Below are 20,536 nucleotides of genomic sequence, written 5' to 3'. Positions count from 1 at the left end.
CAGGACGGCGCCGAGGGTGCAGAGGGCCGCGGCAAGCGCGAGCGCGAACACGGTGATCACCGCAGCCACCCCCTCGTCGGCGGCTCGTGCCAGCGCGCGACCGGGTTCGTGCACATGTCGTCGCCGAACCGGTCGTTCCACCGGCCGGGCGTGAGGGCCTGGGTGATGGTCGCGTGGCAGTGGAGGCACGCGTCCACGCGCGGGTCGACGATCTCCAGGTGCGGGTTCTCGGCCCAGTGCGCGGCCTCCAGTCCGATGGCCTCGGACCAGGTGTCGCGCTTGGTGGCGTGTTCCCCTCCGGGGTCGCGCCAGGTGATGAGGTAGGCGGTCATGATGCTGGCACCTCCGTGTGCAGCGGGGTGAGCATGCGCGTGCCCGTGAAGGGCTCGCGCGGGAAGAGTCCGATCTGGCCCGGCGGTTCGGGGAGCGGCCGCGGCTCGGTGTCGCCGCCGCCCCCCTCGGGCCGGTACATCAGGCACTGGTAGCGGTCGGTCAGGCTGAAGGGAGCGGTCTCGATCCACTCGGCCGGGGTCTTGCCTTCCAGGGCGATGAACACCAGCTCGCAGCCGGGACCGTCCATGCGGCGGGCATCGACGTCGTGCACGCAGGTGTCGCACCACGTGCCCATCCAGGCCGCGCCCTCGGTGCCGTTGGAGAAGGCCGGGGTCTCACGCGGGGATCGAGGCTGCATCGCGCACCTCCCGGGCGTACTCGCGGACGGTGCGCACGTCCACGCCGATCTCCAGGGCGATCTCCGCGGTGCCCAGACCGCGCGCGGCGAGGGTCTTGTAGCTCTCCACGCGCTCGGTGCGGGCCTGACCCGGGGGCGGCGGGTCGTCCCACTGCCCCGAGCGGTAGGCCCGCCCGTAGCAGGGCGTGCACAGACCTTTGCGCCGCCTCGTGACGCCCTTGCCGCAGCCGTCGCAGCGCTTCTCACCCTCGGCCAGCGGCGGCAGGGGCGCCGGATCGTCGTCCTCGGTTCCCAGAGCGCGGATGACGCCGCCCCACACGCCCTGCTCGCGGTGGGTCTCGGCCCAGTCCCGGCAGCGCAGGCGCTCAGGGCAACCCCCGCAGATGGACTTGGCCCACGTCGTCTCCTTGTGATGGCTCGGAGAGAACCACCACTCCGGCGGGTAGCCCACGCACGCGGCCTCGGAGAGCAGCGGGAGTTCCTCGCGCAGCAGGATCATCACGCGCCCCCCGTCGTGAGCAGCTCCAGGGCGGTGGCGTAGACCGTCCCGGGGACCGGGCGCACCTTCAGCGGCTCCTGCGGGTAGACCAGGCCGAGCAGCGCGCCGTCGGGGCCGACCGCCAGCTGGTACTGCGACCGGTCCGCCCACACCGCAAACCAGGGCTCGGCCGGGGCGCCCGCGCGCAACGCGGCGTCCGGGCCGGAGACGACCTCACACCGGCGCTCCGGGTCCGCGCAGGTGCGCTGGGACAGGTCCATCGGCGTCGCGTGGTAATGCTCCATGCGTCCGGCCACCATGGGGCAGGCCTTCATGGAGTAGGCCGCGCACTCGGGGTGCAGGGCGGGCTCGGCCACGTACTCGGCGACCTGGTCGCTGGGGCGGGCCAGCAGGACGAACTTCTCGTCCAGCAGCTCGCCGTCCAACTGGCACAGGTGCCCGCGGATCGCCCTCTCGCGACGCACGTTGGAGACCTTGCCCAGGTGGTACCCACGGTCGGTGCGGGCGCTGATCCAGGGGACCACCAGCCCGCCGACCGTGGGCCGGTCGGCCAGGCGCACGGGGATGTTCGGCGCACTCATGCCGCGTCACCACCGTTGCGGTGTCGGAAGGCGCCGACCAGGAGGGCGAAGGCTCGCGCTCGGGAGCCGCGCTTGCGGGTGACCACGTCCTCCCCCTCGACGCACAGCTCCAGGGGGACGTCGTCGGCCGCGGCTTCGTCGGCGAACTGGCGCGGCTCGGCGGCGAACTTGTCCCGGTCGCCCTCGGTGGCGGCGTAGTGCCACACCGGGCTGGCCCAGCCGTAACGCTCCTGGACCTCCTCGGGGGTGAGCGTCTCCGTCACCACCATGCGACCGAAGACGGTCTTGCCCCCGCGTTCAACGACCATGAGCACGGTCGGCACCCCCTCGCCGGGGGCCACGAACAACTCGTTGGGGAACAGCTTCATGAGGTCTCCTGGTGGGCCTTATGGGTGCGGGCGATCCAGCGCGCAGCGGCCTGCGGGGTGGTGTACAGGCGCTCGTCTCCGGGCGTCTGGTGGGCGGTGAACCAGCGCGCCCCGGAGGCGGTGGTGTGCACGGGGCCAGCCAGCGAGGCACGCCAGCGCTGGCGCCCCCGCTTGCTCAGGCCGAAGTGCACCAGGCCGATGACGTCGACCGGGTCGGCCGGGGGCGCGGAGGAGGCGGTCAGGTAGTAGGCCGCGTAGTCGCGCGCGGGCGCATCGGGGTCGAAACGTCTGGTGACCCCGCGCCAGGCGTGCAGCCACAGACCCCCGACCTTCACGGGCGTGGCCCGGTACCCCTCGTGCCGGTCCTCGAAGCGGACGATGTAGGGCCCGACCTGGTCGCCGTGCTCGTCCTGCCCGCCGGTGCGAGCAGCCAGCTCGTAGCTGACGCCGCACTCGGTGCACACCGCGCGCAGGGCGATGGTGTGCTCGTGCTCCCTCGGCATCGTCGGCTCGTAGGTCCGGACCTGCCACCCCTGCTGGGTGCACCCCTCGCCGTGTTCGGCAGGGGTCCAGTCCAGGTAGGGGTTGGTGAAGCTGGTCTCGGGCTTGACGTAGGCGCTCATCGGCCGTCACCGCCCACGACCCACACGGGGGCCAGGCGCGGCGCGGAGAAGCGGCCGGTCACGTTCGTGCCCGGGATCTCCCAGTCCACGACCACGTTGCTGGTGTCGTACCGGTCCAACGGGTGGGAGTCCTCGGCCACGCGCACCTTCGCGGCGTGCAGGCCCAGGCGCCCGTCCGGGTCGACCACGAACATGCCCTTGTGCAGGTCCTCGGCCGCGTAGGCGCGGCGGTGGTGACGGCCCACCGCTCCGCGCCGGGTGCGAAGTTGGGCCGCCATCACTCCTGCCCTCCGGCGATGCTCGCCACGATGGTGACCGTGCGGGCGTTGAGGGATCCGGTGATCATGTAGGTCTGCACGCCCTCGTGCTCCTCGGTGGCGGTGACGGGCCCGCTCAGCGCCTGGGTCCAGGCGGCGAGCGCGCCGGTCTTGCCGGTGAGGTGGACGGCGTCCTCGGTGTGGCGGGCGGCCATGTAGGTCACGACCGTGGCGCCCTCGCGGCCGGTGGCGACGCGGTCCAGCGCGACCCACATCGACTCGGTGCCGTAGATGGTCTTCATGACCTCGCCGTTGCCGTCGAACAGGTGGCGCGGGGCCTCCCTGCGCGGCGTCGCCGGAGCGGTCGGTACGTGTGGGGTGTCGGAGACCTGGGTATTCTGGTCCACGGTCCCGTCCTTTCGCGTGTCAGTGATACGGGGTCATCGCCCTCGCCGGGTGTCCTCCGGCGGGGGCTGTTTTATGCGGCGCCGCCCCGGTAGGGCGTGCGCGGCCGGAGCGGGCGGGCGTCGGCACGTGTGGTCGACACCGACCCGGGGACGGTCACGCTGGCGCGCGGGGGGCGGGGCTTCTTCTGGCGGCGCAGGGGCGACTGCGCGCTGGCGACCATCGGCTTCTTGAAGAGGTCGACGATCTCGGCGAGGTCCTCCGCGGTCCACCCGTACTCGCCCCCGATGATCCGCACGGGGATCTCACGCCTGCCGGCCTTGCGGCGTAGCCAGTCGGGGTTGAGCTTGAGGCGGGCCGCGGCCTCCTCGGCACGAAAGATGAGCGCCTCGTCAGCCATCAGGCCACCGCCTTCGCGGCCAGGTCCTTCGCGGCCAGCAGGTCGCGGAACTGCCGGTCGGTCCGGATCTCCTCGCGCTCGATGCCCAGGGCCATGGCCCACGCGGCCATGAGTGCCTCGGAGGGCTTCTTGTGACCCAGCTCCACGTTGCGGAGGTGGTCGATGTCCCAGCTGCGCTCGCCCAGTTCGCAGATGCGCTCGTGGAGAAGCTCCAGCTCGATCCGCTTGCTCAGACGGAGTGTGCGAAGACTGACGTGAGGTGCGATCCCTGCCATAGGGCTAGAGTAGGGACAGGCTCAGGTGAGAACAAGAGGTTCTAGTGATTTTCTAGGGATATTCCACAAAGACGCAGGTCAAGATGCCTTGGGGCAAACGGGATAAGGTTGAGATAAAGATAAAATAAGGCCAGGTTTTCCTTACCCGGGTGGCGCCTGTCTCAGCCTGTCCGGCATCATGGGCCCATGACCGAGCTCCGCCGCGACTGGCACCGTGTGGCTGAAGCTGTGTCGGCCCGACGCGCCAAGAAGGGCCTGCGACAGCAGGACGTCGCTGCCCGCGGCGGACCCAGTCCCGCGCTCCAGTACCAGATTGAGAACGCCAAGAAGGACGGCCCCCTCCCCTACCAGGCGGAGAAGCTACGCGCCCTGGACAACGCCCTGGACTGGCCCTTGGGTACGATCCTGCGCATCGCTGATGGCCACGAGATACCGGTGGATCACGAACCCGCTGAGGTCATCGACCACGGCGCACCCTCCGATCCGATCGAGACCAGAATCGGCAAGCAGCTCTCCGACGCGCTCAAGCAACTCTCCGATGAGCGCGGAGAGGATGCCGCGCGAGAGGTGATGCAGGGGTTTCTGGGGTTCGTGGAGCGCCTGGTCGATCAGGACGCCTCGAACGACAATGGTGACAGAAAGTCCGAATTATCCCTTTTGGGAGATTTCGAACCCCATGAGAATACAGAGAAAGGTAACTCTACGCGCCAGTAGCTACCCTCTACGAAGCGTTTCGCCTGCGCAGTAGCGGTATGACTCTTTTGGGGGATACGGTCTAACCCCCTGCCCAGCCGTTCCAAAGGGGGGACGCTGTGCAACAACCGAAGATTGTCTACAAGCGAATCGTAGGATCAGGGCACGTGATCTACGTGGTAGACGAACTTCCGTGTGGACAGCCGCTGACCGCGCACGTCCAACGCGACCCGCTCCGCATCACCATCCTCGCGGCCGCACTCGCCCCCGTGCGTGTAGCTCTGCATGAGTGCGGGCGCCTACTCAAACCCTCTGAGCAGAACGCACTCCGGGGAAGCCTGGGTCTGCCCTCCTGGCCCACGCCGCTGGCGACCGTCTACCCTGAACTGCTCTCAGAACGGCCTGTGATCAGCCTGTTCCAGGAGCTGCTCGATATTGCCGCCTAGGGGATAGGGCCTTGCCCACCGCCCCGCATCCGACCGCAACCATAAGGGCCTCTCGCCTCTGGCGAGAGGCCTTCGTTCCCTGTGACCAGACCACAAGGATTGATGAATGGCCTACGCCGATAAGTACACGAGCAAGAAGGACGGCACCTACTTCCGCGTCCGCTACCTGCTGGCCGACGGCATCAACTACGGAAGCTGCGCCTGGGACGACGACGGCACGCGCTTTCGCACCCGCACGGCAGCCGAGACCTGGGGGAAAAACAAGGAGGCCTTGATCCGGATGGGCCTGGACGCCGAGTCCGCCCCTTCCGTCGTCGAGGCCGCCCGGCGCCTGCGCCAGAAGGACGGAGCCCTCACTCTGGGCGAATATGCGGGCAGGTGGTACCCCGAACAGGAGCTCGCCATCTCGACCCAGGAGAGCTATCGCACCTATCTGGAGCTGCACATCCTGCCGTATTGTCCCCCAGAGCAAGCGCGCACCTGGGCGGACACGCCCCTGACAGAGATCACCAGCGAGGACATCACCACCTGGCTGAAGAACCTGGCGGCCCGCGGGTACGCGGAGACCAGCATCGCGAGCTTTCGGGCCATACTGCACCTGATGCTCCAGGACGCGGTCGACGCTGAGCTGCTGAAGGCGAACCCGGCTGCAAGGCGCCATGGGCGCGGCCGCCGCGCCGGCAAAGCCAAGAAGAGCTACGGCCGCCGCGCCTCCGAGAAGGTGACCGTGCCCCCTCTGGAGGCGCTGTTGCACGCCGAGCGCATGGCGCTCCTGACCGGCCGGGGCGAGGAGTTCGTCTTCGGGATCGCCTTGGCCTACACCGGCATCCGGTTCGCCGAGCTCGTGGGGCTGGAGCGCGAGTACCTGCGCGGCGACACACTGCGCGTCGAGCACCAGCTGCATGAGGTGCGTGCCGAGTTCCACCGCGTGCCGCCCAAGGACGACTCCTACCGCGACGTTGACCTGCCGCCCTTTCTGGCCGACCTGCTGGCGCACCAGGCCAAGACCACGAAGCAGCCCGTTCGCGAGCGGTGCCTGTGCCTCAAGCACAAGCGCGTGGACCGCTACCTCGTGGCGGCCCTCAAGCGCCGCGAGCAGTGGGACGAGGACATGGAGAAGGCGCTGCTCTCCGCGGCCGAGCTGGCTGACGTCGTCGACGACGACGAGCTGATCGAGCGGTTCGCCGACACCTTCACCCGCCGCCCGCGCGCCCTCCCTCACCAGGGTGGCGTCTTCGTCTTCCGTGGCCAGCAATCACCGCACCACTTTCGAGGAAGCATGCGCAGCGAGATCTTCGCCCCGGCAGCCACCGGGATTACCCCGGTGCGCCACAAGGGGACCTCCCCCAAGCCCGTCCCCCTGGAGGCTGGCGGCTGGCCGGGCAGACCCATTCGCGGGCACAACGGCTACAAGGTGGCCCAAGCGCACTGGCTGCCGATCGCACCGGGCTACACCCCCCACGGCAACCGGCACAGCCACAAGACCTGGATGCAGGAGGATCGCATCCCCGAGGTCTTGCAGTACGACCGGCTGGGGCACGAGATGCCGGGCATCGGCGGCGTCTACAGCCACGTCACCGCCATGATGCGCCAGGAGCTCCTGGGGGCGCTCACGGTCCGCTGGGAGAACTCGATGAGGCTGCGCGCCGACCTGCACCCGCACTCCCCCGTCGCACTGCTCGATCACCTTCTGGAGCCCTACCGCACGGCCTACCCCTACACCACGGCGGTGCCGCTGACGGAGATGATCACCAACGCCACCAAGGTGATCCACCTTCCCCGTCGCTCGGAACCAACCAAGGCCCTCTCCCAGATTTCTCCCAACAACGTGGTTCTCCCACTTCGCAGCCGCGGAGCAAGCCAAAGGAAAGCCACGTGAGAGTAGGTTATTAGAACGCCTTTACGACATCAGACAAACGTTCGATCTCTTCATCGGTGTTGAAGTAGTGCACCGAGGCCCGCACCGCCTCGTCCACCCCCACACCGTCCTCCCACACCTGGTTCCACAACCGCGACACGCTCACCCGCACCCCGGCCTCCCCCAGCGCCGCACGCACCCCCTCGGCCGCCACACCCTCCACCGCGAAGGTCACGATCCCCGACCGCACCAGCCCCCGGTCCAACACACGCACCCCCGCCAGGCGCCCCAACCGGTCCCGGGCCTGCTCGGCCAACGCGCCCACCCGCTCCCGGACGGACTCCATCCCCACCGCCAACGCGTAGTCCACGGCCACACCCAACCCGATCTGACCGGCCACGTTGCGCTCAAAACTCTCAAAACGACGCGCGTCCGCGCGCACCCGATACCCCTGCCCCTCCCAATGCGCCGACGTCACGTCCACCACCGGCGGCTCCCCCAGATCCGCCCCCGACCGCGCGTACACAAACCCCGTCCCCCGAGGCCCGCGCAGGAACTTGCGCCCCGTCACCGCCAACACGTCACATCCCAGCCGCTCCACGTCCAGATCCCACTGGCCCGCCGACTGGCACGCGTCCAACACGAACAACACCCCAAACCTGCGGCACAGCGCCCCGATCCGCTCGGCCGGGTTGACCAACCCGTTGTGCGTGGGCATGTGGTTGAGCGCCACCACCCGCACCCCGCCCCGCTCCAACTCGCGTTCCAACGCCCCCACGTCCATCACCCCGTGGGCGTCATCGGGCACCACCTGCACCCGCACACCCCGCTCACGGGCCGCCTTGACCATCCCCAACGCGTTACTGGGGTACTCACTGGCCGTGGTCAGCACCCGCTCCCCCTCGGCGAAGACCACCGACCCGAACGCCAACTCCCACGCCCGCGTCGCACTCTCGGTGAACGCGATCTCCTCGGGACGCGCACCCACCAACCGCGCCGCGGCGGTGTAGAACCCCTCCACCCCCGCCTGCGCCAGCTCGGCCGCCGCATAACCCCCCACCCGCGCCTCCAGACGCAGATGCTCCACCACCGCCTCCACCACCACATCCGGCGGCAGCGACGACCCCGCGTTGTCCAGATGCGCCGCCTCCTCAGCCCCAGGAGTATCCGCCCGCACCGCAGCCACATCCACGCCCATCCAGCCAACCCCTTCGACGCACCCGACACGGTCGCCGCCGAACCTACCCGGCGCCCCCTTCAGCGCACCAGCCCGGCCCGAAAGGCGAACACCACCAACTGCGCCCGGTCCCGAGCCCCCAACTTCACCATCACCCGGCTCACGTGCGTGCGCGCCGTCGCCGGAGAGACCACCAAACGGGCCGCGATCTCCTCGTTGCTCAACCCCTCACCCACCAACCCCACCACCTCCGCACCCCAGTCCACATCCCACCCCGCAGGCGGCCCGCCCCGCCACGGACCGTGCCCGCCCCCGCGCCGCTGCCACACCAACTCGCCGCGCACGAACCCCACCGCCACCGCACCCAGCACCACACCCAGCGCCAGATCCCCGACCACCCGGCGCACACGCCTGTCACCACTCACACCACGACCCTAGGCCGCCCGCCCCGCCCTGTCGTGGCACCACAGGCGTAGGCGCCCTACGCACCCGGGCGCAGCACAGGTGTCGACACCGGGGTGACGACCGCGACCCCCGCCCCGGACACAGTGAACCCATGAACACCATCACCGCAGCAACCACCCTGGCCGCCCACCCCCACTGGGAGCAGGGACCGCCCGCCTTCCTCTTCCCAGGAGCCCTGATGTTCTGCCTGCTCACCATCGCCCTCATCGGCGCACTGGCCCTCGCCCTGACCCGCCGCGGCCACCGCCCGCCCTGGGCGCCACGCCCCGCCTCACCCGAGGAGGAGGCCCGCCGCACCCTGGCCGACCGCTTCGCCCGCGGCGACCTGACCGTCGAGGAGTTCATGGAACGCGCCAGCGCCCTGAACTGGACCCCCGGCCGCGACGACCGCCCAGGCCGCAAGTAACCTCGCGCACCCACCCGGCCCGGCCCCGCAACCCCGCGCGGGCCGGGCCCTCACATGTGCTCCACAACCCACGCCGATCCGGCCAGGGCACCCCCACCCATCAGCCACAATGGCCAACACACAACCCCGACCGCAAAGGCAACGACCACCGCCATGCCCATCCCCAAGGCCGAACTCCACGTCCACATCGAAGGCACCCTGGAACCCGAACTGGCCTTCACCCTGGCCCGACGCAACGGCCTGACCCTGCCCCACCCCGACGTCGACTCCCTACGCCGCGCCTACTCCTTCACCGACCTACAGTCCTTCCTGGACCTGTACTACGCCCTCATGGACGTCCTGCGCACCGAAGCCGACTTCACCGACCTGGCCAACGCCTACCTCGACCGCGCCGCCGCCCAGGGCGTACGCCACGCCGAGATCTTCTTCGACCCCCAGGCCCACACCGGCCGCGGCATCGCCCTGGACACCGTCGTCAACGGCCTGATGACCGCCCTCAAAACCAGCGAACACACCCACAACATCAGCACCAGCCTGATCCTGTGCTTCCTGCGCGACCGCCCCGCCACCGAAGCCCTGGACACCCTCCACCAGGCCCGACCCCACCTGGAACACATCAGCGCCGTCGGCCTGGACTCGGCCGAGGTCGGCCACCCGCCCGAGAAGTTCACCGAGGTCTTCGCCGCCGCCCGCGACCTGGGCCTGCGCCGCGTCGCCCACGCCGGAGAGGAGGGCCCCGCCTCCTACGTCTGGCAGGCCCTCAACCTCCTGGGCGTCGAACGCATCGACCACGGCATCCGCTGCCTGGAGGACCCTGGCCTGGTCTCCCACCTGGCCGCCACCCAGATCCCACTGACCGTGTGCCCGCTGTCCAACGTGCGCCTGCGCGCCGTACCCGCCCTGGACCAGCACCCGCTGCCCGCCCTGATGGACGCCGGACTGCTGGTGACCGTCAACTCCGACGACCCCTCCTACTTCGGCGGCTACGTCCACGACAACTACCAGGCCCTGCACACCCACCTGGGCCTGGACGCCGACCAGCTGCGTCAACTGGCCCGCAACTCCTTCACCGCCTCCTTCCTGCCCCCCGAACGCAAGGCCCAACTCATCGCCGAGGTCGACGCCCACCCCCACCCCTGGTAAGTACAACGGCCCCACCCCCGGCGCCCGGGGGTGGGGCCACACACCGGCCGCCTCAGCCCGCCCAGGTCAACCGCTGCCCGTGCTCACCGGCGAAGGCCACCACACGCCCGTCCAACGCCAACGCGAAGTCGGTGCCCACCCGCGGGCGCGGACCCTCCAGAGCGGGCAGCACACGCGCACCCTCGTTCGACACCCAATGCCCGTCCAACCCCCGCACGGCCTCCACGAACGCATCCCGCGAAGTCTCATCCAGGTAGGCCAGCACCGCGCTGTGCATCACCACCAACCGCGCCCCCGCGGGCACCCGCGCCGCCACCGCACCCAACTCCTCCACCAGGTCACCGGCCACCAACACGGGCGGCTCGACCGCCGCCACCCGCGCCGCCGCCCGCAGCCGCTCCCGCCGCTGGTCCTCATAGGGCCCCGGCCAGATCAGCGCCTCCAACCACCGCACGTCCTCCTCGCGGCGCACGTCCAACGGGTTCAGGTCGATCCCCGCCCGCCACACCACCCGCGGCACCCGCTCGGGCACCGGAACCGCACCCGAGGTCGCGCACTCCAACAGCACCGGGCTCTGGGCCGGGCCGATGGGCGCCCCGCCGTCGAAGGAGTAGCGGTACCGGTCCGGGTACAGGCACAACCCCGCCGACGCCCCCACCTCCACCAGCGCCAACGGCCCCTCCAACAAGGACAGGACGGGCAGCAGGGTGGCGCACCGGCGCACCTCGTTGGTCTGGGTGTGGCGCTCCAGCACCACCGCGCGCACCGCCTCCCAGTGCTCCAGGAGCCAGGCGCGAAAGTCCTCCCACTCGCCCACCGGCCCGCCCAGGAACCGCACCGCGCCGAGCAACAGGTTGGGCTGGCGCTTGTTGCCCGCGGGCAGGGAGGCGACCAGCTCCAGCACCCGCTCGTCCCCGGCCAGGGCCCGGGCGATACGCGCGTACGCAGGAGCCGCGTCCTGGGCGTAGCCGTCCGCGAAATTCCGGTACTGCCTCACGATGCTGCGCACGCTGGCGTCCACGGTGGCGACATGCTCCACGGCCACACACTCCTTCACCTCGGGGGAAACAGGTGTGGTGTTCCTACCCCCTCCCGGCGCCCGCCGCCCCGTGACCGTGCTCACCCCCTCACCGGCACCCCGGCACCCCGGCACCCCGGCACCCGAGGAGAGCGCTCACGCGCCTTCCAACAGGAACCGCGAGTGCGCACGCGCACTCGCCACCAGCTCCGCGGGAGCGGTCCGCGGCGACCCCGCCTCCCAAGGCGGCCGCGGGTCGTACTCGGTGGCCAACTGCACCAGCTGCGCCATCTCCCGCCCCGCCATCCGCTCGGCCAGCATCAACCCCATGTCGATGCCCGCCGACACCCCGGCGGCGGTGACGTACCTGCCATCCACCACCACCCGCTCCTTCACCGGAAGCGCACCCCAGCGCCCCAACTGCTCCACCGCCAACCAGTGCGAGGTCGCCCGCCTGCCCCGCAACAACCCCGCCGCGGCCAGGATCAGCGACCCCGTGCACACCGACGTCGTCCACCTGCTGGCGGCATCCACCCTCCGCACCCACTCCACCAGGGGACCGCCCCGCATGTGCCGCGCCTGCCCCGGGCCGCCCGGCACACACACCACATCGGCCTCCCCCACCTCCCCGAACGCGGCGTCGGCCACCAGAGCTCCCCGACCACCGCTGTCGCGCACCGGCCCGCGCTCAGCACCCACGAACACCACCTCCACCCCCGGCAACCCCGCCCACATCTCATAGGGGCCCACCGCGTCCAACAGGGTCACACCCTCGAACAGCACGATCGCCGCACGCACCACACACCACACCCTTTCTCCGCACCCCCACCGCCACCGGCGAGGACACCTCGCTCACACACCCCGAAAACGGGCCCGGTACTCCGCCGGAGGACACCCCAGATTGCGCACGAACGACCGCCGCATCGCCTCAGCCGTACCGAACCCACACCGCCGCGCCACCGCCACCACCGACGCCTCCCCCTCCTCCAACCACCGCCGCGCCGCCTCCAACCGCACCCGCTCCACGTACCGGCCCGGCGTACACCCCACCTCCCGCGCGAACACCCGCGCGAACTGACGCGGAGACAACCCCACCCGCCGCGCCAACGCCTCCACCGACGCCTCACGCTCGGGATGCTCGGCGATCCAGTGCTGCACCTCCCGCACCGCCGGGCGCTGCGCCACCTGCGCCGACAACTGCGCGGAGAACTGCGCCTGACCCCCCGGACGGCGCAGGAACACCACCAGATGACGCGCCACCGCCAACGCCACCTGCCGCCCCAGATCCTCCTCCACCAACGCCAACGCCAGATCCACCCCCGCCGACACCCCCGCCGACGTCACCACCCGCCCCTGACGCACGAAGATCGGCTCGGACTCCACCCGCACCCGCGGAAACTCCCGCGCCAACCGCTCACAGTGCGCCCAGTGCGTTGTGGCCCGCAACCCGTCCAACACCCCCGCCCGCGCCAGCAGGAACGCCCCCGTACACACCGATGCCACCCGCCCCGCGCCGCCGCTGTGCACCCGCAACCACTCCACCAACTCCCCGTCCGGGCACCGAGCCCCCTCACCCCCCGGCACCACCAGCGTGTCCACACGCCCCACCCGCTCCAACGCCACCGACGGCACCAACCCCAACCCGCTGGAAGAGGTCACCGCCCCACCGCCCAACGACGCCGTACGCACCCGGTAACGCGCCCCCGGCGCCTGAGCGGCACCGCAGAACACCTCCAACGGCCCCGTCACGTCCAGACTCTGCACACCGTCGAAGACGACGATGACCACCTCGTGCCCCATGCCACCCATCCCAGCGCCCCCCACCCCACGGCCGCAAGGTCGCCCACCCCACCCTTCCTGCCACCGCCCGGGAACCAACCAGCCCCACCAGCCGTTCCACCCAGCGAGACCAAGGACACGAACAGATCACGAGAACTCTCACCCGCGCAGGACAATCCCAGGCTGGTGACGACCACACCACACGAACGGACACCCGTGAGGATCTCCAACCGAGGCAAACTCCGCCGCACCACCGACCACAGCACCGCCCCCCTGCCACCCCTGGTGGAGTTCCACGACGTGTCCCTCACCCACGACCGCACCCGCCACCTGGACCACCTCGACCTGACCCTGCACCCCGGCGAACACGTCGCCCTGGTCGGCCTGACCCATGAGGCCACCACCGCACTGACCCGCCTGCTCACCGGCCAGGCCGCCCCCACCCACGGACGCCTGGCCACCCACACCCGCGCCCACATCCTCACCCCCCGCCCCACCCTGGCCCACACCATCACCGGCCAGAGCACACCCGACACCGACGACCCCCACCTGGCCCACGCCCTGGCCCACACCCGCCTGGACACGCACCGCCTGCACACACCCCTGGACGCCCTACCCCCCGCCCTGCTCCCCCGCGTCCACCAGGCCCGCGCCCTCTACGCCCAGCGCACCAACACCCGCCTGCTCGTGCTCACCGACCCGCCCGTCCACGACCACGCCTGCCCGCCCACCACACCCGACACCGGCCTGCTCACCCTCACACGCCAACCCACCCTGGCCCGCACCGCCGACCGCATCCTGCTCCTGTACAAGGGACGCGTCACCGAAACCGGCACCCACCACCAACTCCTGGTCCGCGGCGGCGCCTACGCACGCCTGTACGCCCTCACCGGCATCCACCGCACCACCGGCCACGCCCTAGGATGAGGACGTGGCACCCATCGTCAAGGAACTCACCGTCGGTCAGGTCGCCGAACGCGCCGGAGTCACCGTCTCAGCCCTGCACTTCTACGAACGCCAGGGCCTGATCCACAGCCGCCGCACCGCCGGCAACCAGCGCCGCTACCGCCGCGACACCCTGCGCCGGGTCTCCTTCATCCGCATCTCCCAACGCGTGGGCATGCCCCTGGCGCGCATCCGCCAGGCCCTGGACACCCTGCCCGACAACCGCACCCCCACCCGCGACGACTGGGCCCGCCTGTCCCAGCAGTGGCGCACCGAACTCGACGCCCGCATAAGCCAACTCATCCGCCTGCGCGACGACCTCACCAACTGCATCGGCTGCGGCTGCCTGTCCCTGGACACCTGCACCCTGTCCAACCCCGACGACACCCTGGCCGCCGCGGGCCCAGGCCCGCGCCGCCTGATGGTCAACGCCCTGGCGCGCGAGACGGGCTGAACACACGACGAAGGCGGCGAACACCCGCGTTCGCCGCCCACACGCCCCCCGCGCCCCGGCTGCCTCGTCCCGCCCGCGCCACACCGGTACAGGGGGCGGTATCCGGTGGTGACCCTCCTCGACCCCCGTCCCACCGGCCCCAGCGGCCCCAGCGGCACAGGAAACCGTTCGAAGAACGGGCCCTAGCTCCGCGCCTGGCCGATCCTCTCCCTGAGCCAGTCGGAGATCGCGTCCTCATCCCGGGGGAACTTCCTCAGCTCGAAGACGTAGCTCTCCGGCGACGGAGGAATCGGGTGGACCCCCAGATCCCTGTCGTGATGAAACCTCGCCTCGAACTTCCCGGGCCCGGTCACCAAAACCGACATGGCGAGCCACGTCCCCCTGCCCTCCTGGTACATCTCACTCTTGAGGGTGTCGGCCTTCTTGTCGACGGAGCGCGGATGGCGCTTCCTCTTCGTTTCCCCGTCCTCGAAGGTCACGAGGTTCTCGATCGCCGCGACGCCGCCGATGTACTCATACCGGTAACTCATCGAGGTCCAGCCCTCCGGGGCGGCCTCGACCAGCTCAAGGACCATCTCACGCACCAGCTCCTGCTGCCGGGCAAGTTCCATCGCGCTTCCTCCCGCTCCCAGTGCCCTACCTTGATGTGTTCACCCCGGCTGGCGAAGGAGCCCGGCCCCCGTCCAGGGTGGACACGGGGTTGTCGCCGCTCTCGCACCCGCCACCCCCGCGACGACTCCCCGCTGCTCCGGCAGGGACAGCGGCCCGCCCGCAAGCGGCAGGGCCGCCCCTACACCCCGGCGGCCTCGTCGCGTCCGCGCCGCGCCAACGCGTCAGCGCGCTCGTTGCCCTCGTCCCCGCTGTGCCCGCGCACCCAGCGCCACTCCACCTCATAGCGCGAGGCGACCTCGTCCAGGCGCTGCCACAGGTCCACGTTCTTGACCGGTTTCTTGTCGGCCGTGCGCCATCCCCGCCGCTTCCAGTTGTGCAGCCACGAGGTGATCCCGTTGCGCACGTAGGAGGAGTCGGTGTGCACCAGCACCGGCAGCGGCTGACGCAGGCTCTCCAGCGCCCGGATCGCCGCCATCAGCTCCATCCGGTTGTTGGTGGTCTGCTCCTCGCCCCCGTACAGCTCCTTCTCGTGGCCGCCGTAGCGCAGCCACACCCCCCATCCGCCCGGACCGGGGTTGCCGCTGCACGCCCCGTCGGTGTAGATGACCACACGCTGCGTCGGCTCCTGGCCGACCTCGTCCCCGTTACGCATGCCGGGCAATCTACCGCCCTCCACGGTCACGAAAAGGCCACAACCCCCGCCAACAGGGCCATAAAAGGAGCCATTTGCCCCCAATGGAGCCCCCACGCCCACCACTTCGGCCCGCCAACCCAGCCAAAGGACCTCCCACACCCACCCAAACCAACCACCCCCGTACAACAAAAAAAGGGGGCGTCCCGCACCCGGAACACCCCCACGCGACCCCGATCAGCCAGCGAACTCCCGCGCCAACTCCTCGGCCCGCTCCTCACGACGCGCGAACACGTCGTTCGCCATCTCGTTCATCTTCTTGAGCACCCGCTTGCGCTCGCGCACGCTCAACCGGTCCACGTACAACCGCCCCAGCGTGTGATCGGTCTCGTGCTGCAAACACCGGGCGAAGTAACCGCTGCCGCTGACGACCACGGGACTGCCGTCCCGGTCCAGCCCCCGCACCGTGGCGTGCTCGGCCCGCCCCAGGTCCGCGTGCGGCCCCGGAACCGACAAACACCCCTCGGACTCCACCACCACCGCGTCATCCAAGTCACGCTCGTCCAGCACCGGGTTGACCACGTGCCCCACATGGCGCACACCGTCATCGTCAGGGCAGTCATAGACGAACACCCGCAGGTCCACCCCCACCTGGCTGCCCGCCAACCCCACACCCTCGGCCGCGTACATCGTCACGAACATGTCGTCGATGAGCTCGGCCAGCTCCGCGCCGCCCAGCATCCCCGGCGCCACATCCACACCCCGCCGGTGCAGCACCTCCTCACCCGTCACGGTGATCCGCCGCACCCGGCCGCGCGCCGCCTCCGGAGCCCACTCGGGAAAATCCGCGACCTCCCGGCCCTGAACGACGACGCCAACCCCGCCATGCTCCGACATGGTCCTACTCTCACCACACTTCAACGAAACCAGGAGTTGCCCTGGATCAGACACCGCGCCAGGTAGTCGCGCAACGACACCACCACCAGGCGTCGCCGGTCGCTCTCATGATCCCACACCACGATCCCCGGACCGTAGTCGGTGTGCACGTAGGCGAACTGCGGCCCCATGTCGGAGTCGCCGAAGAAGATCATCTCGTCGAAGGGCGCGTACAACTCCAGATAGTCCGGCTCCCGGCGCATCGCCAGGTTGTCCTCCACCAGACGCCGCGCACTCCACACCACCGCGTCCCCGTACTCGTTGGTCACCCCGTCGGTCTCGCGCAGCAACGAGGCCAACTCGAAGGGCAAAGGCAGCATCAGGTGCTTCTCCACCTCGGCCAGGGTCACCTCATCGGCCGGATCGCTCAGATCGGCCTCGGGATACATCTCCAGGATCAGTTCACGCCACACACTCCTGATCATCACAGGTCGTGGCAACCCACGGGAAATCGTCGGCGGCGAGTTGCGCCAAAAACCCGAACCCGCGGCCGCCGCACCACCACAAACACCGAACACGCCACCCATATCACTATGCGTGCGCAATCAGTCACTCTCCCACACAATGACCCCATGGCTTCCACCGCACGACTGCTCGCCACCACCGCACTCGCCGCCGCCCTGACCACCCTGGGCGTCCCAGCCCACGCCACCACCGCCACCTACCCCGGCCACACCACCAGCCGCTACGTCCCCCTCACCGACGCCACCTCCACCCACGCCCACCAAGCCGGATGCACCGAAGGACGCACCGGCGCCACCGGCCCGCGCATCCTCTTCTTCGGCACCCAGGAAAAGAACGACACCCTACGAGAACCCGGCAGAGCGGGAAACTCCACCACACCCCGCTCCGCCTACACCAAAGCCGCCGCCTACGCCCACCACTGGGCCCAGGGCTTCACCGAGTGCCGCACCGACCAGGCCAGCGCCCACCTGGCCCTGGGCGTCAACAACAAGGATGACGGCGGCGTCACCGGCACCCACGCCGGACAGCGCTGGGCCGACCTGGTCACCACCGTCCAGGACGCCTCCACCACCGACGCCGTCACCATCACCGCCGCACTGGACGCCGAACCCTCCTGGTCCACCCCCACCTGGGCCCGCGACTGGCTCACCGCCTACACCAAGGCCACCACCACACCGCTCTACGCCGCCAACTCCGCCGACTCCTGCCCCACCACCGGCTCCGGCAACTGCGCCAACGGCTGGAGCCTGGCCGACGTCCACCACATGGCCGGCGGAGGCAACCCCCGCGTCCACGTCATCCCCCAGATCTACCGAACCGACGGCATCCAGGCCACCCAGTGGGCCAACATCAGCCGCTGGGGCCACACCAACGCCAACGACCCCCTGCGCTTCGCCGGAGCCATGTCCCAGCACACCGCCTGCCAACAACGCAGCTGCACCAACACCGACAACACCCCCCAGCAGTCCTGGGACCAACTCAAGAAGGCCCTGGACGCCCACACCACCACCCGCGTCAACGACCTGGGCCCCGCCACCGACATGCGCTGGCCCTGAAAGACCCCCACACACCCGACAGGAGGGCCCCCGCGCACCACGGGAGCCCTCCTCACCGGTGCGTGCGACCCCGCGCCACCACCACCCGACAGGGGAGCCCTCACCACCGCACCCACACCCACGAACAGGACACAATAGACACCAGCACCCGCACACGCAGGAACGGAAGAACCACCCATGGCCAACGCACCCCACCACCGCGCAGGCCGCCTCACCACCCTGGCCTACCTCTTCCTCCTGCTCTCCCAAAACATCGCCGCCCTCCTCCTGCTCCCCCTCGTCCTGGTCTCAGCCGTGCTCACCCTGACCTGGATCGGCCTGCCCTTCGTCATCCTCACCGGCACCCTCCTGCGCACCCTCGCCGACAGCCAACGCCGCACCCTCAGCCACCTGCTCATCAAAAACAGCAAAACCCCCCGAGACCGCACCGCCACCCCAGGCCTACCCAGCCCCGCCCCCCGCCCCCTCCACCGCCCCATCGCCTCCGCCTACCGCCCCATCCCCCCAACCGGCATCACCCGCCGCGGCACCGCCATCATCACCGACCCCGCCACCTGGAGAGACCTGCTCTGGCTCATCTCCGGAGCCGCCAGCTTCCTCCTCGTCGCCATCCCCCTCACCCTCATCGCCCACGGCATCGAACAACTCCTCTTCGCCCTCAACCTCACCGGCCCCACCCTCTACGACACCTACACCCCCACCACCACCCTCAACCAACTCATCATCCTCATCCCCGCCCTCTCCCTCATCACCCTGGGCTGGCTCCTCATCCCCCTGGCCGCCGACACCTACCTACGCTTCAACCGCCTCCTGCTCGCCCCTTCCGAAAAAGCCCGCCTCACCGCCCGCGTCGCCCACCTGGCCACCAGCCGCGCCCACACCATCGACACCCAGGCCTCCGAGATCCGCCGCATCGAACGCGACCTCCACGACGGCGCCCAAGCCCGCCTCGTCGCCCTGGGCATGAACCTCGGCATGGCCGAACAAATCGTCGACAAAGACCCCGAAACCGCCCGCGCCATGCTCACCGAGGCCCGCGAAACCACCCGCCACGCCCTCACCGAACTCCGCGACCTCGTCCGCGGCATCCACCCGCCCGTCCTCGTCGAACGCGGCCTGCACGGCGCCGTCCACGCCCTCGCCCTCACCCACCACCTGCCCATCACCGTCACCATCGACCTCCACGGCCGCCCCGCCGACCCCGTGGAGTCCGCCGCCTACTTCGCCATCGCCGAACTCCTCACCAACACCGCCAAACACGCCCACGCCACCCACGCCTGGATCCACATCAACCACGGCCGCAACCGCCTCGTCATCACCGTCACCGACAACGGCACCGGCGGCGCCAACCCCGCCCCCGGCAGCGGCCTGGCCGGTATCCGCAGGCGCCTGGACGCCTTCGATGGCACGATGAACCTCACCAGCCCACCGGGCGGCCCCACCATCGTGACCCTGGAGATCCCGTGCGCGTTGTCATCGCCGAAGACCTTGCCCTCCTCCGAGACGGACTGATCCGCCTCCTCCAAGCACACGACTTCACCGTCGTCGCCGCAGTCGACAACGGCCCCGACCTGCACACCGCCCTCACCGACCACAAACCCGACGTCGCCGTCGTCGACGTGCGCCTACCCCCCACCTTCACCGACGAAGGCCTCCAAGCCGCCATCGCCGCCCGCACCCAGATCCCCGGCCTGCCCATCCTCGTGCTCTCCCAGCACGTCGAACAGCTCTACGCCCGCGAACTGCTCTCCGACGACACCGGCGGCGTCGGCTACCTGCTCAAGGACCGCGTCTTCGACATCGGCCAGTTCATCGAAGCCGTCCGCCGCGTCGCCGACGGCGGCACCGCCATGGACCCCGCCGTCATCTCCCAACTCCTCGCCCGCCAGGACCAGAGCGGCCCCCTCGCCCAACTCACCCCCCGAGAACGCGAGGTCCTCTCCGAAATGGCCGAAGGACGCTCCAACTCCGCCATCGCCGGACGCCTCTACATCACCGAAAAAGCCGTCAGCAAGCACATCAACAACATCTTCACCAAACTCGATCTGCCGCCCTCCTCCGACGACAGCCGCCGCGTCCTGGCCGTCCTGGCCTTCCTCAACGGCCAGTAACCCCGGCGACCACCGGCCGATCACACGGGCTCGGCGCGACACCCAGGATCCCGGCGACGGCCAGGGCACGCCGGACCCGCACCGCACCGCTCCAAGAGCACGGTGTCCAGCGCCCACAGCACCACCACAGCCACAGCCACACCGAGCAACCCCCGACCAGTACGGGCACCCACCGCCTCCAGCACCGAGCCCCCACCCCATACACCAAAAGCCGCGGCCCAGACCACCCGGTCCGGACCACGG

General features: G+C 70.1%; 28 protein-coding genes and 1 pseudogene. 10 read left to right on the top strand and 19 right to left on the bottom strand.

Features of this window, described 5'->3' with window-relative positions; genetic code table 11:
- Positions 1-56 precede the first annotated feature (56 nt).
- From ACSIH6_RS19680 to ACSIH6_RS19635, 10 genes are all read right to left on the bottom strand, one after another.
- A complete protein-coding gene (locus ACSIH6_RS19680; protein WP_435109756.1) occupies positions 57-332 on the bottom strand; it encodes a hypothetical protein in 276 nt (91 codons plus the stop codon).
- Positions 329-691: a hypothetical protein gene (locus ACSIH6_RS19675; protein WP_435109755.1), complete on the bottom strand. Its 363-nt coding sequence runs from the start codon at positions 689-691 to the stop codon at positions 329-331. The genes ACSIH6_RS19680 and ACSIH6_RS19675 overlap by 4 nt, the downstream gene beginning before the upstream one ends.
- Complete coding sequence (locus ACSIH6_RS19670; protein WP_435109754.1) at positions 669-1,190, bottom strand: WhiB family transcriptional regulator; 522 nt, start codon at positions 1,188-1,190, stop codon at positions 669-671. The genes ACSIH6_RS19675 and ACSIH6_RS19670 overlap by 23 nt, the downstream gene beginning before the upstream one ends.
- A complete protein-coding gene (locus tag ACSIH6_RS19665) occupies positions 1,190-1,771 on the bottom strand; it encodes a hypothetical protein (protein WP_435109753.1) in 582 nt (193 codons plus the stop codon). Before ACSIH6_RS19665 ends, ACSIH6_RS19670 begins: the two co-directional genes overlap by 1 nt.
- Positions 1,768-2,139 carry a hypothetical protein gene (locus ACSIH6_RS19660; protein WP_435109752.1) on the bottom strand — a complete coding sequence of 124 codons (372 nt, stop codon included), beginning with the start codon at positions 2,137-2,139 and terminating at the stop codon, positions 1,768-1,770. Before ACSIH6_RS19660 ends, ACSIH6_RS19665 begins: the two co-directional genes overlap by 4 nt.
- Positions 2,136-2,762, bottom strand: a complete 627-nt coding sequence (locus ACSIH6_RS19655) for a hypothetical protein (protein ID WP_435109751.1) — start codon at positions 2,760-2,762, stop codon at positions 2,136-2,138. The genes ACSIH6_RS19660 and ACSIH6_RS19655 overlap by 4 nt, the downstream gene beginning before the upstream one ends.
- Positions 2,759-3,040, bottom strand: a complete 282-nt coding sequence (locus tag ACSIH6_RS19650; RefSeq protein ID WP_435109750.1) for a hypothetical protein — start codon at positions 3,038-3,040, stop codon at positions 2,759-2,761. The genes ACSIH6_RS19655 and ACSIH6_RS19650 overlap by 4 nt, the downstream gene beginning before the upstream one ends.
- Positions 3,040-3,426: a hypothetical protein gene (locus tag ACSIH6_RS19645; RefSeq protein ID WP_435109749.1), complete on the bottom strand. Its 387-nt coding sequence runs from the start codon at positions 3,424-3,426 to the stop codon at positions 3,040-3,042. The genes ACSIH6_RS19650 and ACSIH6_RS19645 overlap by 1 nt, the downstream gene beginning before the upstream one ends.
- A 71-nt stretch (positions 3,427-3,497) precedes the next feature.
- On the bottom strand, positions 3,498-3,824 hold the full coding sequence (locus tag ACSIH6_RS19640) for a hypothetical protein (protein WP_435109748.1): 327 nt from the start codon (positions 3,822-3,824) through the stop codon (positions 3,498-3,500).
- Positions 3,824-4,099: a hypothetical protein gene (locus tag ACSIH6_RS19635; protein WP_435109747.1), complete on the bottom strand. Its 276-nt coding sequence runs from the start codon at positions 4,097-4,099 to the stop codon at positions 3,824-3,826. The genes ACSIH6_RS19640 and ACSIH6_RS19635 overlap by 1 nt, the downstream gene beginning before the upstream one ends.
- Before the next feature lie 186 nt (positions 4,100-4,285).
- On the opposite strand from ACSIH6_RS19635, the gene ACSIH6_RS19630 reads away from it, so the two are divergent.
- The 3 genes from ACSIH6_RS19630 to ACSIH6_RS19620 all read left to right on the top strand — a co-directional run bounded on the left by ACSIH6_RS19630 (position 4,286) and on the right by ACSIH6_RS19620 (position 7,117).
- A complete protein-coding gene (locus ACSIH6_RS19630; RefSeq protein ID WP_435109746.1) occupies positions 4,286-4,813 on the top strand; it encodes a helix-turn-helix domain-containing protein in 528 nt (175 codons plus the stop codon).
- Between the two features lie 146 nt (positions 4,814-4,959).
- Positions 4,960-5,238: a hypothetical protein gene (locus ACSIH6_RS19625; protein WP_435109745.1), complete on the top strand. Its 279-nt coding sequence runs from the start codon at positions 4,960-4,962 to the stop codon at positions 5,236-5,238.
- A gap of 106 nt (positions 5,239-5,344) precedes the next feature.
- Positions 5,345-7,117, top strand: coding sequence for a site-specific integrase (locus tag ACSIH6_RS19620; protein ID WP_435109744.1), 1,773 nt, complete (start codon positions 5,345-5,347; stop codon positions 7,115-7,117).
- 10 nt (positions 7,118-7,127) lie between these two features.
- Here the strand turns inward: ACSIH6_RS19620 and ACSIH6_RS19615 are convergent, their stop codons facing one another.
- Together ACSIH6_RS19615 and ACSIH6_RS19610 are read right to left on the bottom strand one after the other, a co-directional pair.
- Positions 7,128-8,294 (bottom strand): aminotransferase class V-fold PLP-dependent enzyme, encoded by a 1,167-nt coding sequence (locus ACSIH6_RS19615; protein ID WP_435109743.1) that lies wholly within the window; start codon positions 8,292-8,294, stop codon positions 7,128-7,130.
- Positions 8,295-8,353: 59 nt separating this feature from the next.
- A pseudogene (locus ACSIH6_RS19610) lies at positions 8,354-8,524 on the bottom strand (response regulator transcription factor); the annotation flags it as partial.
- A 305-nt stretch (positions 8,525-8,829) separates the two neighbouring features.
- Here ACSIH6_RS19610 and ACSIH6_RS19605 point away from each other — a divergent pair.
- The gene (locus ACSIH6_RS19605) at positions 8,830-9,144 is read left to right on the top strand and encodes an SHOCT domain-containing protein (protein ID WP_435109742.1); all 315 of its coding nucleotides are present in this window, start codon (positions 8,830-8,832) and stop codon (positions 9,142-9,144) included.
- Between the two features lie 153 nt (positions 9,145-9,297).
- Positions 9,298-10,287 carry an adenosine deaminase gene (locus ACSIH6_RS19600; protein ID WP_435109741.1) on the top strand — a complete coding sequence of 330 codons (990 nt, stop codon included), beginning with the start codon at positions 9,298-9,300 and terminating at the stop codon, positions 10,285-10,287.
- A 52-nt stretch (positions 10,288-10,339) separates the two neighbouring features.
- Here ACSIH6_RS19600 and ACSIH6_RS19595 read toward each other — a convergent pair whose 3' ends face one another.
- The 3 genes from ACSIH6_RS19595 to ACSIH6_RS19585 form a co-directional block, all read right to left on the bottom strand.
- Entirely contained in the window at positions 10,340-11,326 is a 987-nt protein-coding gene (locus ACSIH6_RS19595; protein WP_435109823.1) for a DUF2332 domain-containing protein, read from the bottom strand.
- 135 nt (positions 11,327-11,461) lie between these two features.
- Positions 11,462-12,103: a DJ-1/PfpI family protein gene (locus tag ACSIH6_RS19590; protein ID WP_435109822.1), complete on the bottom strand. Its 642-nt coding sequence runs from the start codon at positions 12,101-12,103 to the stop codon at positions 11,462-11,464.
- A gap of 54 nt (positions 12,104-12,157) precedes the next feature.
- The gene (locus ACSIH6_RS19585; RefSeq protein WP_435109740.1) at positions 12,158-13,105 is read right to left on the bottom strand and encodes a GlxA family transcriptional regulator; all 948 of its coding nucleotides are present in this window, start codon (positions 13,103-13,105) and stop codon (positions 12,158-12,160) included.
- A gap of 195 nt (positions 13,106-13,300) precedes the next feature.
- On the opposite strand from ACSIH6_RS19585, the gene ACSIH6_RS19580 reads away from it, so the two are divergent.
- The gene (locus ACSIH6_RS19580) at positions 13,301-14,011 is read left to right on the top strand and encodes an ABC transporter ATP-binding protein (RefSeq protein ID WP_435109739.1); all 711 of its coding nucleotides are present in this window, start codon (positions 13,301-13,303) and stop codon (positions 14,009-14,011) included.
- A gap of 4 nt (positions 14,012-14,015) precedes the next feature.
- Entirely contained in the window at positions 14,016-14,483 is a 468-nt protein-coding gene (gene soxR, locus ACSIH6_RS19575; RefSeq protein ID WP_435109738.1) for a redox-sensitive transcriptional activator SoxR, read from the top strand.
- 182 nt (positions 14,484-14,665) lie between these two features.
- On the opposite strand, the gene ACSIH6_RS19570 is transcribed toward soxR, so the two are convergent.
- The 4 genes from ACSIH6_RS19570 to ACSIH6_RS19555 form a co-directional block, all read right to left on the bottom strand.
- Positions 14,666-15,094, bottom strand: coding sequence for a hypothetical protein (locus ACSIH6_RS19570; RefSeq protein ID WP_435109737.1), 429 nt, complete (start codon positions 15,092-15,094; stop codon positions 14,666-14,668).
- Positions 15,095-15,273: 179 nt separating this feature from the next.
- Complete coding sequence (gene rnhA / locus ACSIH6_RS19565) at positions 15,274-15,747, bottom strand: ribonuclease HI (RefSeq protein ID WP_150251642.1); 474 nt, start codon at positions 15,745-15,747, stop codon at positions 15,274-15,276.
- Positions 15,748-15,963: 216 nt separating this feature from the next.
- Complete coding sequence (gene def, locus ACSIH6_RS19560; protein ID WP_435109736.1) at positions 15,964-16,623, bottom strand: peptide deformylase; 660 nt, start codon at positions 16,621-16,623, stop codon at positions 15,964-15,966.
- Between the two features lie 20 nt (positions 16,624-16,643).
- Positions 16,644-17,087, bottom strand: a complete 444-nt coding sequence (locus ACSIH6_RS19555) for an SMI1/KNR4 family protein (protein WP_013152997.1) — start codon at positions 17,085-17,087, stop codon at positions 16,644-16,646.
- A 147-nt stretch (positions 17,088-17,234) separates the two neighbouring features.
- On the opposite strand from ACSIH6_RS19555, the gene ACSIH6_RS19550 reads away from it, so the two are divergent.
- The 3 genes from ACSIH6_RS19550 (at position 17,235) to ACSIH6_RS19540 (ending at position 20,293) form a co-directional block, all read left to right on the top strand.
- Entirely contained in the window at positions 17,235-18,182 is a 948-nt protein-coding gene (locus tag ACSIH6_RS19550; RefSeq protein WP_435109735.1) for a hypothetical protein, read from the top strand.
- Positions 18,183-18,359: 177 nt separating this feature from the next.
- Entirely contained in the window at positions 18,360-19,694 is a 1,335-nt protein-coding gene (locus ACSIH6_RS19545; RefSeq protein ID WP_435109734.1) for a sensor histidine kinase, read from the top strand.
- Positions 19,646-20,293 carry a LuxR C-terminal-related transcriptional regulator gene (locus tag ACSIH6_RS19540; RefSeq protein WP_017567411.1) on the top strand — a complete coding sequence of 216 codons (648 nt, stop codon included), beginning with the start codon at positions 19,646-19,648 and terminating at the stop codon, positions 20,291-20,293. Before ACSIH6_RS19545 ends, ACSIH6_RS19540 begins: the two co-directional genes overlap by 49 nt.
- Positions 20,294-20,536 lie beyond the last annotated feature (243 nt).

It is taken from the genome of Nocardiopsis synnemataformans, from assembly GCF_965343085.1.
Classification (GTDB): Bacteria; Actinomycetota; Actinomycetes; order Streptosporangiales; family Streptosporangiaceae; genus Nocardiopsis; species Nocardiopsis alborubida.
This window is presented reverse-complemented; position numbering and strand designations above follow the sequence as displayed.

Excerpts from the sequence above, each read along its gene's own strand:
- ACSIH6_RS19680 (WP_435109756.1), bottom strand. The coding sequence starts at position 332 with ATGACCGCCTACCTCATCACCTGGCGCGACCCCGGAGGGGAACACGCC.
- ACSIH6_RS19675 (WP_435109755.1), bottom strand. The coding sequence starts at position 691 with ATGCAGCCTCGATCCCCGCGTGAGACCCCGGCCTTCTCCAACGGCACC.
- ACSIH6_RS19670 (WP_435109754.1), bottom strand. The coding sequence starts at position 1,190 with ATGATCCTGCTGCGCGAGGAACTCCCGCTGCTCTCCGAGGCCGCGTGC.
- ACSIH6_RS19665 (WP_435109753.1), bottom strand. The coding sequence starts at position 1,771 with ATGAGTGCGCCGAACATCCCCGTGCGCCTGGCCGACCGGCCCACGGTC.
- ACSIH6_RS19660 (WP_435109752.1), bottom strand. The coding sequence starts at position 2,139 with ATGAAGCTGTTCCCCAACGAGTTGTTCGTGGCCCCCGGCGAGGGGGTG.
- ACSIH6_RS19655 (WP_435109751.1), bottom strand. The coding sequence starts at position 2,762 with ATGAGCGCCTACGTCAAGCCCGAGACCAGCTTCACCAACCCCTACCTG.
- ACSIH6_RS19650 (WP_435109750.1), bottom strand. The coding sequence starts at position 3,040 with ATGGCGGCCCAACTTCGCACCCGGCGCGGAGCGGTGGGCCGTCACCAC.
- ACSIH6_RS19640 (WP_435109748.1), bottom strand. The coding sequence starts at position 3,824 with ATGGCTGACGAGGCGCTCATCTTTCGTGCCGAGGAGGCCGCGGCCCGC.
- ACSIH6_RS19635 (WP_435109747.1), bottom strand. The coding sequence starts at position 4,099 with ATGGCAGGGATCGCACCTCACGTCAGTCTTCGCACACTCCGTCTGAGC.
- ACSIH6_RS19630 (WP_435109746.1), top strand. The coding sequence starts at position 4,286 with ATGACCGAGCTCCGCCGCGACTGGCACCGTGTGGCTGAAGCTGTGTCG.
- ACSIH6_RS19620 (WP_435109744.1), top strand. The coding sequence starts at position 5,345 with ATGGCCTACGCCGATAAGTACACGAGCAAGAAGGACGGCACCTACTTC.
- ACSIH6_RS19615 (WP_435109743.1), bottom strand. The coding sequence starts at position 8,294 with ATGGGCGTGGATGTGGCTGCGGTGCGGGCGGATACTCCTGGGGCTGAG.
- ACSIH6_RS19605 (WP_435109742.1), top strand. The coding sequence starts at position 8,830 with ATGAACACCATCACCGCAGCAACCACCCTGGCCGCCCACCCCCACTGG.
- ACSIH6_RS19600 (WP_435109741.1), top strand. The coding sequence starts at position 9,298 with ATGCCCATCCCCAAGGCCGAACTCCACGTCCACATCGAAGGCACCCTG.
- ACSIH6_RS19585 (WP_435109740.1), bottom strand. The coding sequence starts at position 13,105 with ATGGGGCACGAGGTGGTCATCGTCGTCTTCGACGGTGTGCAGAGTCTG.
- ACSIH6_RS19570 (WP_435109737.1), bottom strand. The coding sequence starts at position 15,094 with ATGGAACTTGCCCGGCAGCAGGAGCTGGTGCGTGAGATGGTCCTTGAG.
- rnhA (WP_150251642.1), bottom strand. The coding sequence starts at position 15,747 with ATGCGTAACGGGGACGAGGTCGGCCAGGAGCCGACGCAGCGTGTGGTC.
- def (WP_435109736.1), bottom strand. The coding sequence starts at position 16,623 with ATGTCGGAGCATGGCGGGGTTGGCGTCGTCGTTCAGGGCCGGGAGGTC.
- ACSIH6_RS19555 (WP_013152997.1), bottom strand. The coding sequence starts at position 17,087 with ATGATCAGGAGTGTGTGGCGTGAACTGATCCTGGAGATGTATCCCGAG.
- ACSIH6_RS19550 (WP_435109735.1), top strand. The coding sequence starts at position 17,235 with ATGGCTTCCACCGCACGACTGCTCGCCACCACCGCACTCGCCGCCGCC.
- ACSIH6_RS19545 (WP_435109734.1), top strand. The coding sequence starts at position 18,360 with ATGGCCAACGCACCCCACCACCGCGCAGGCCGCCTCACCACCCTGGCC.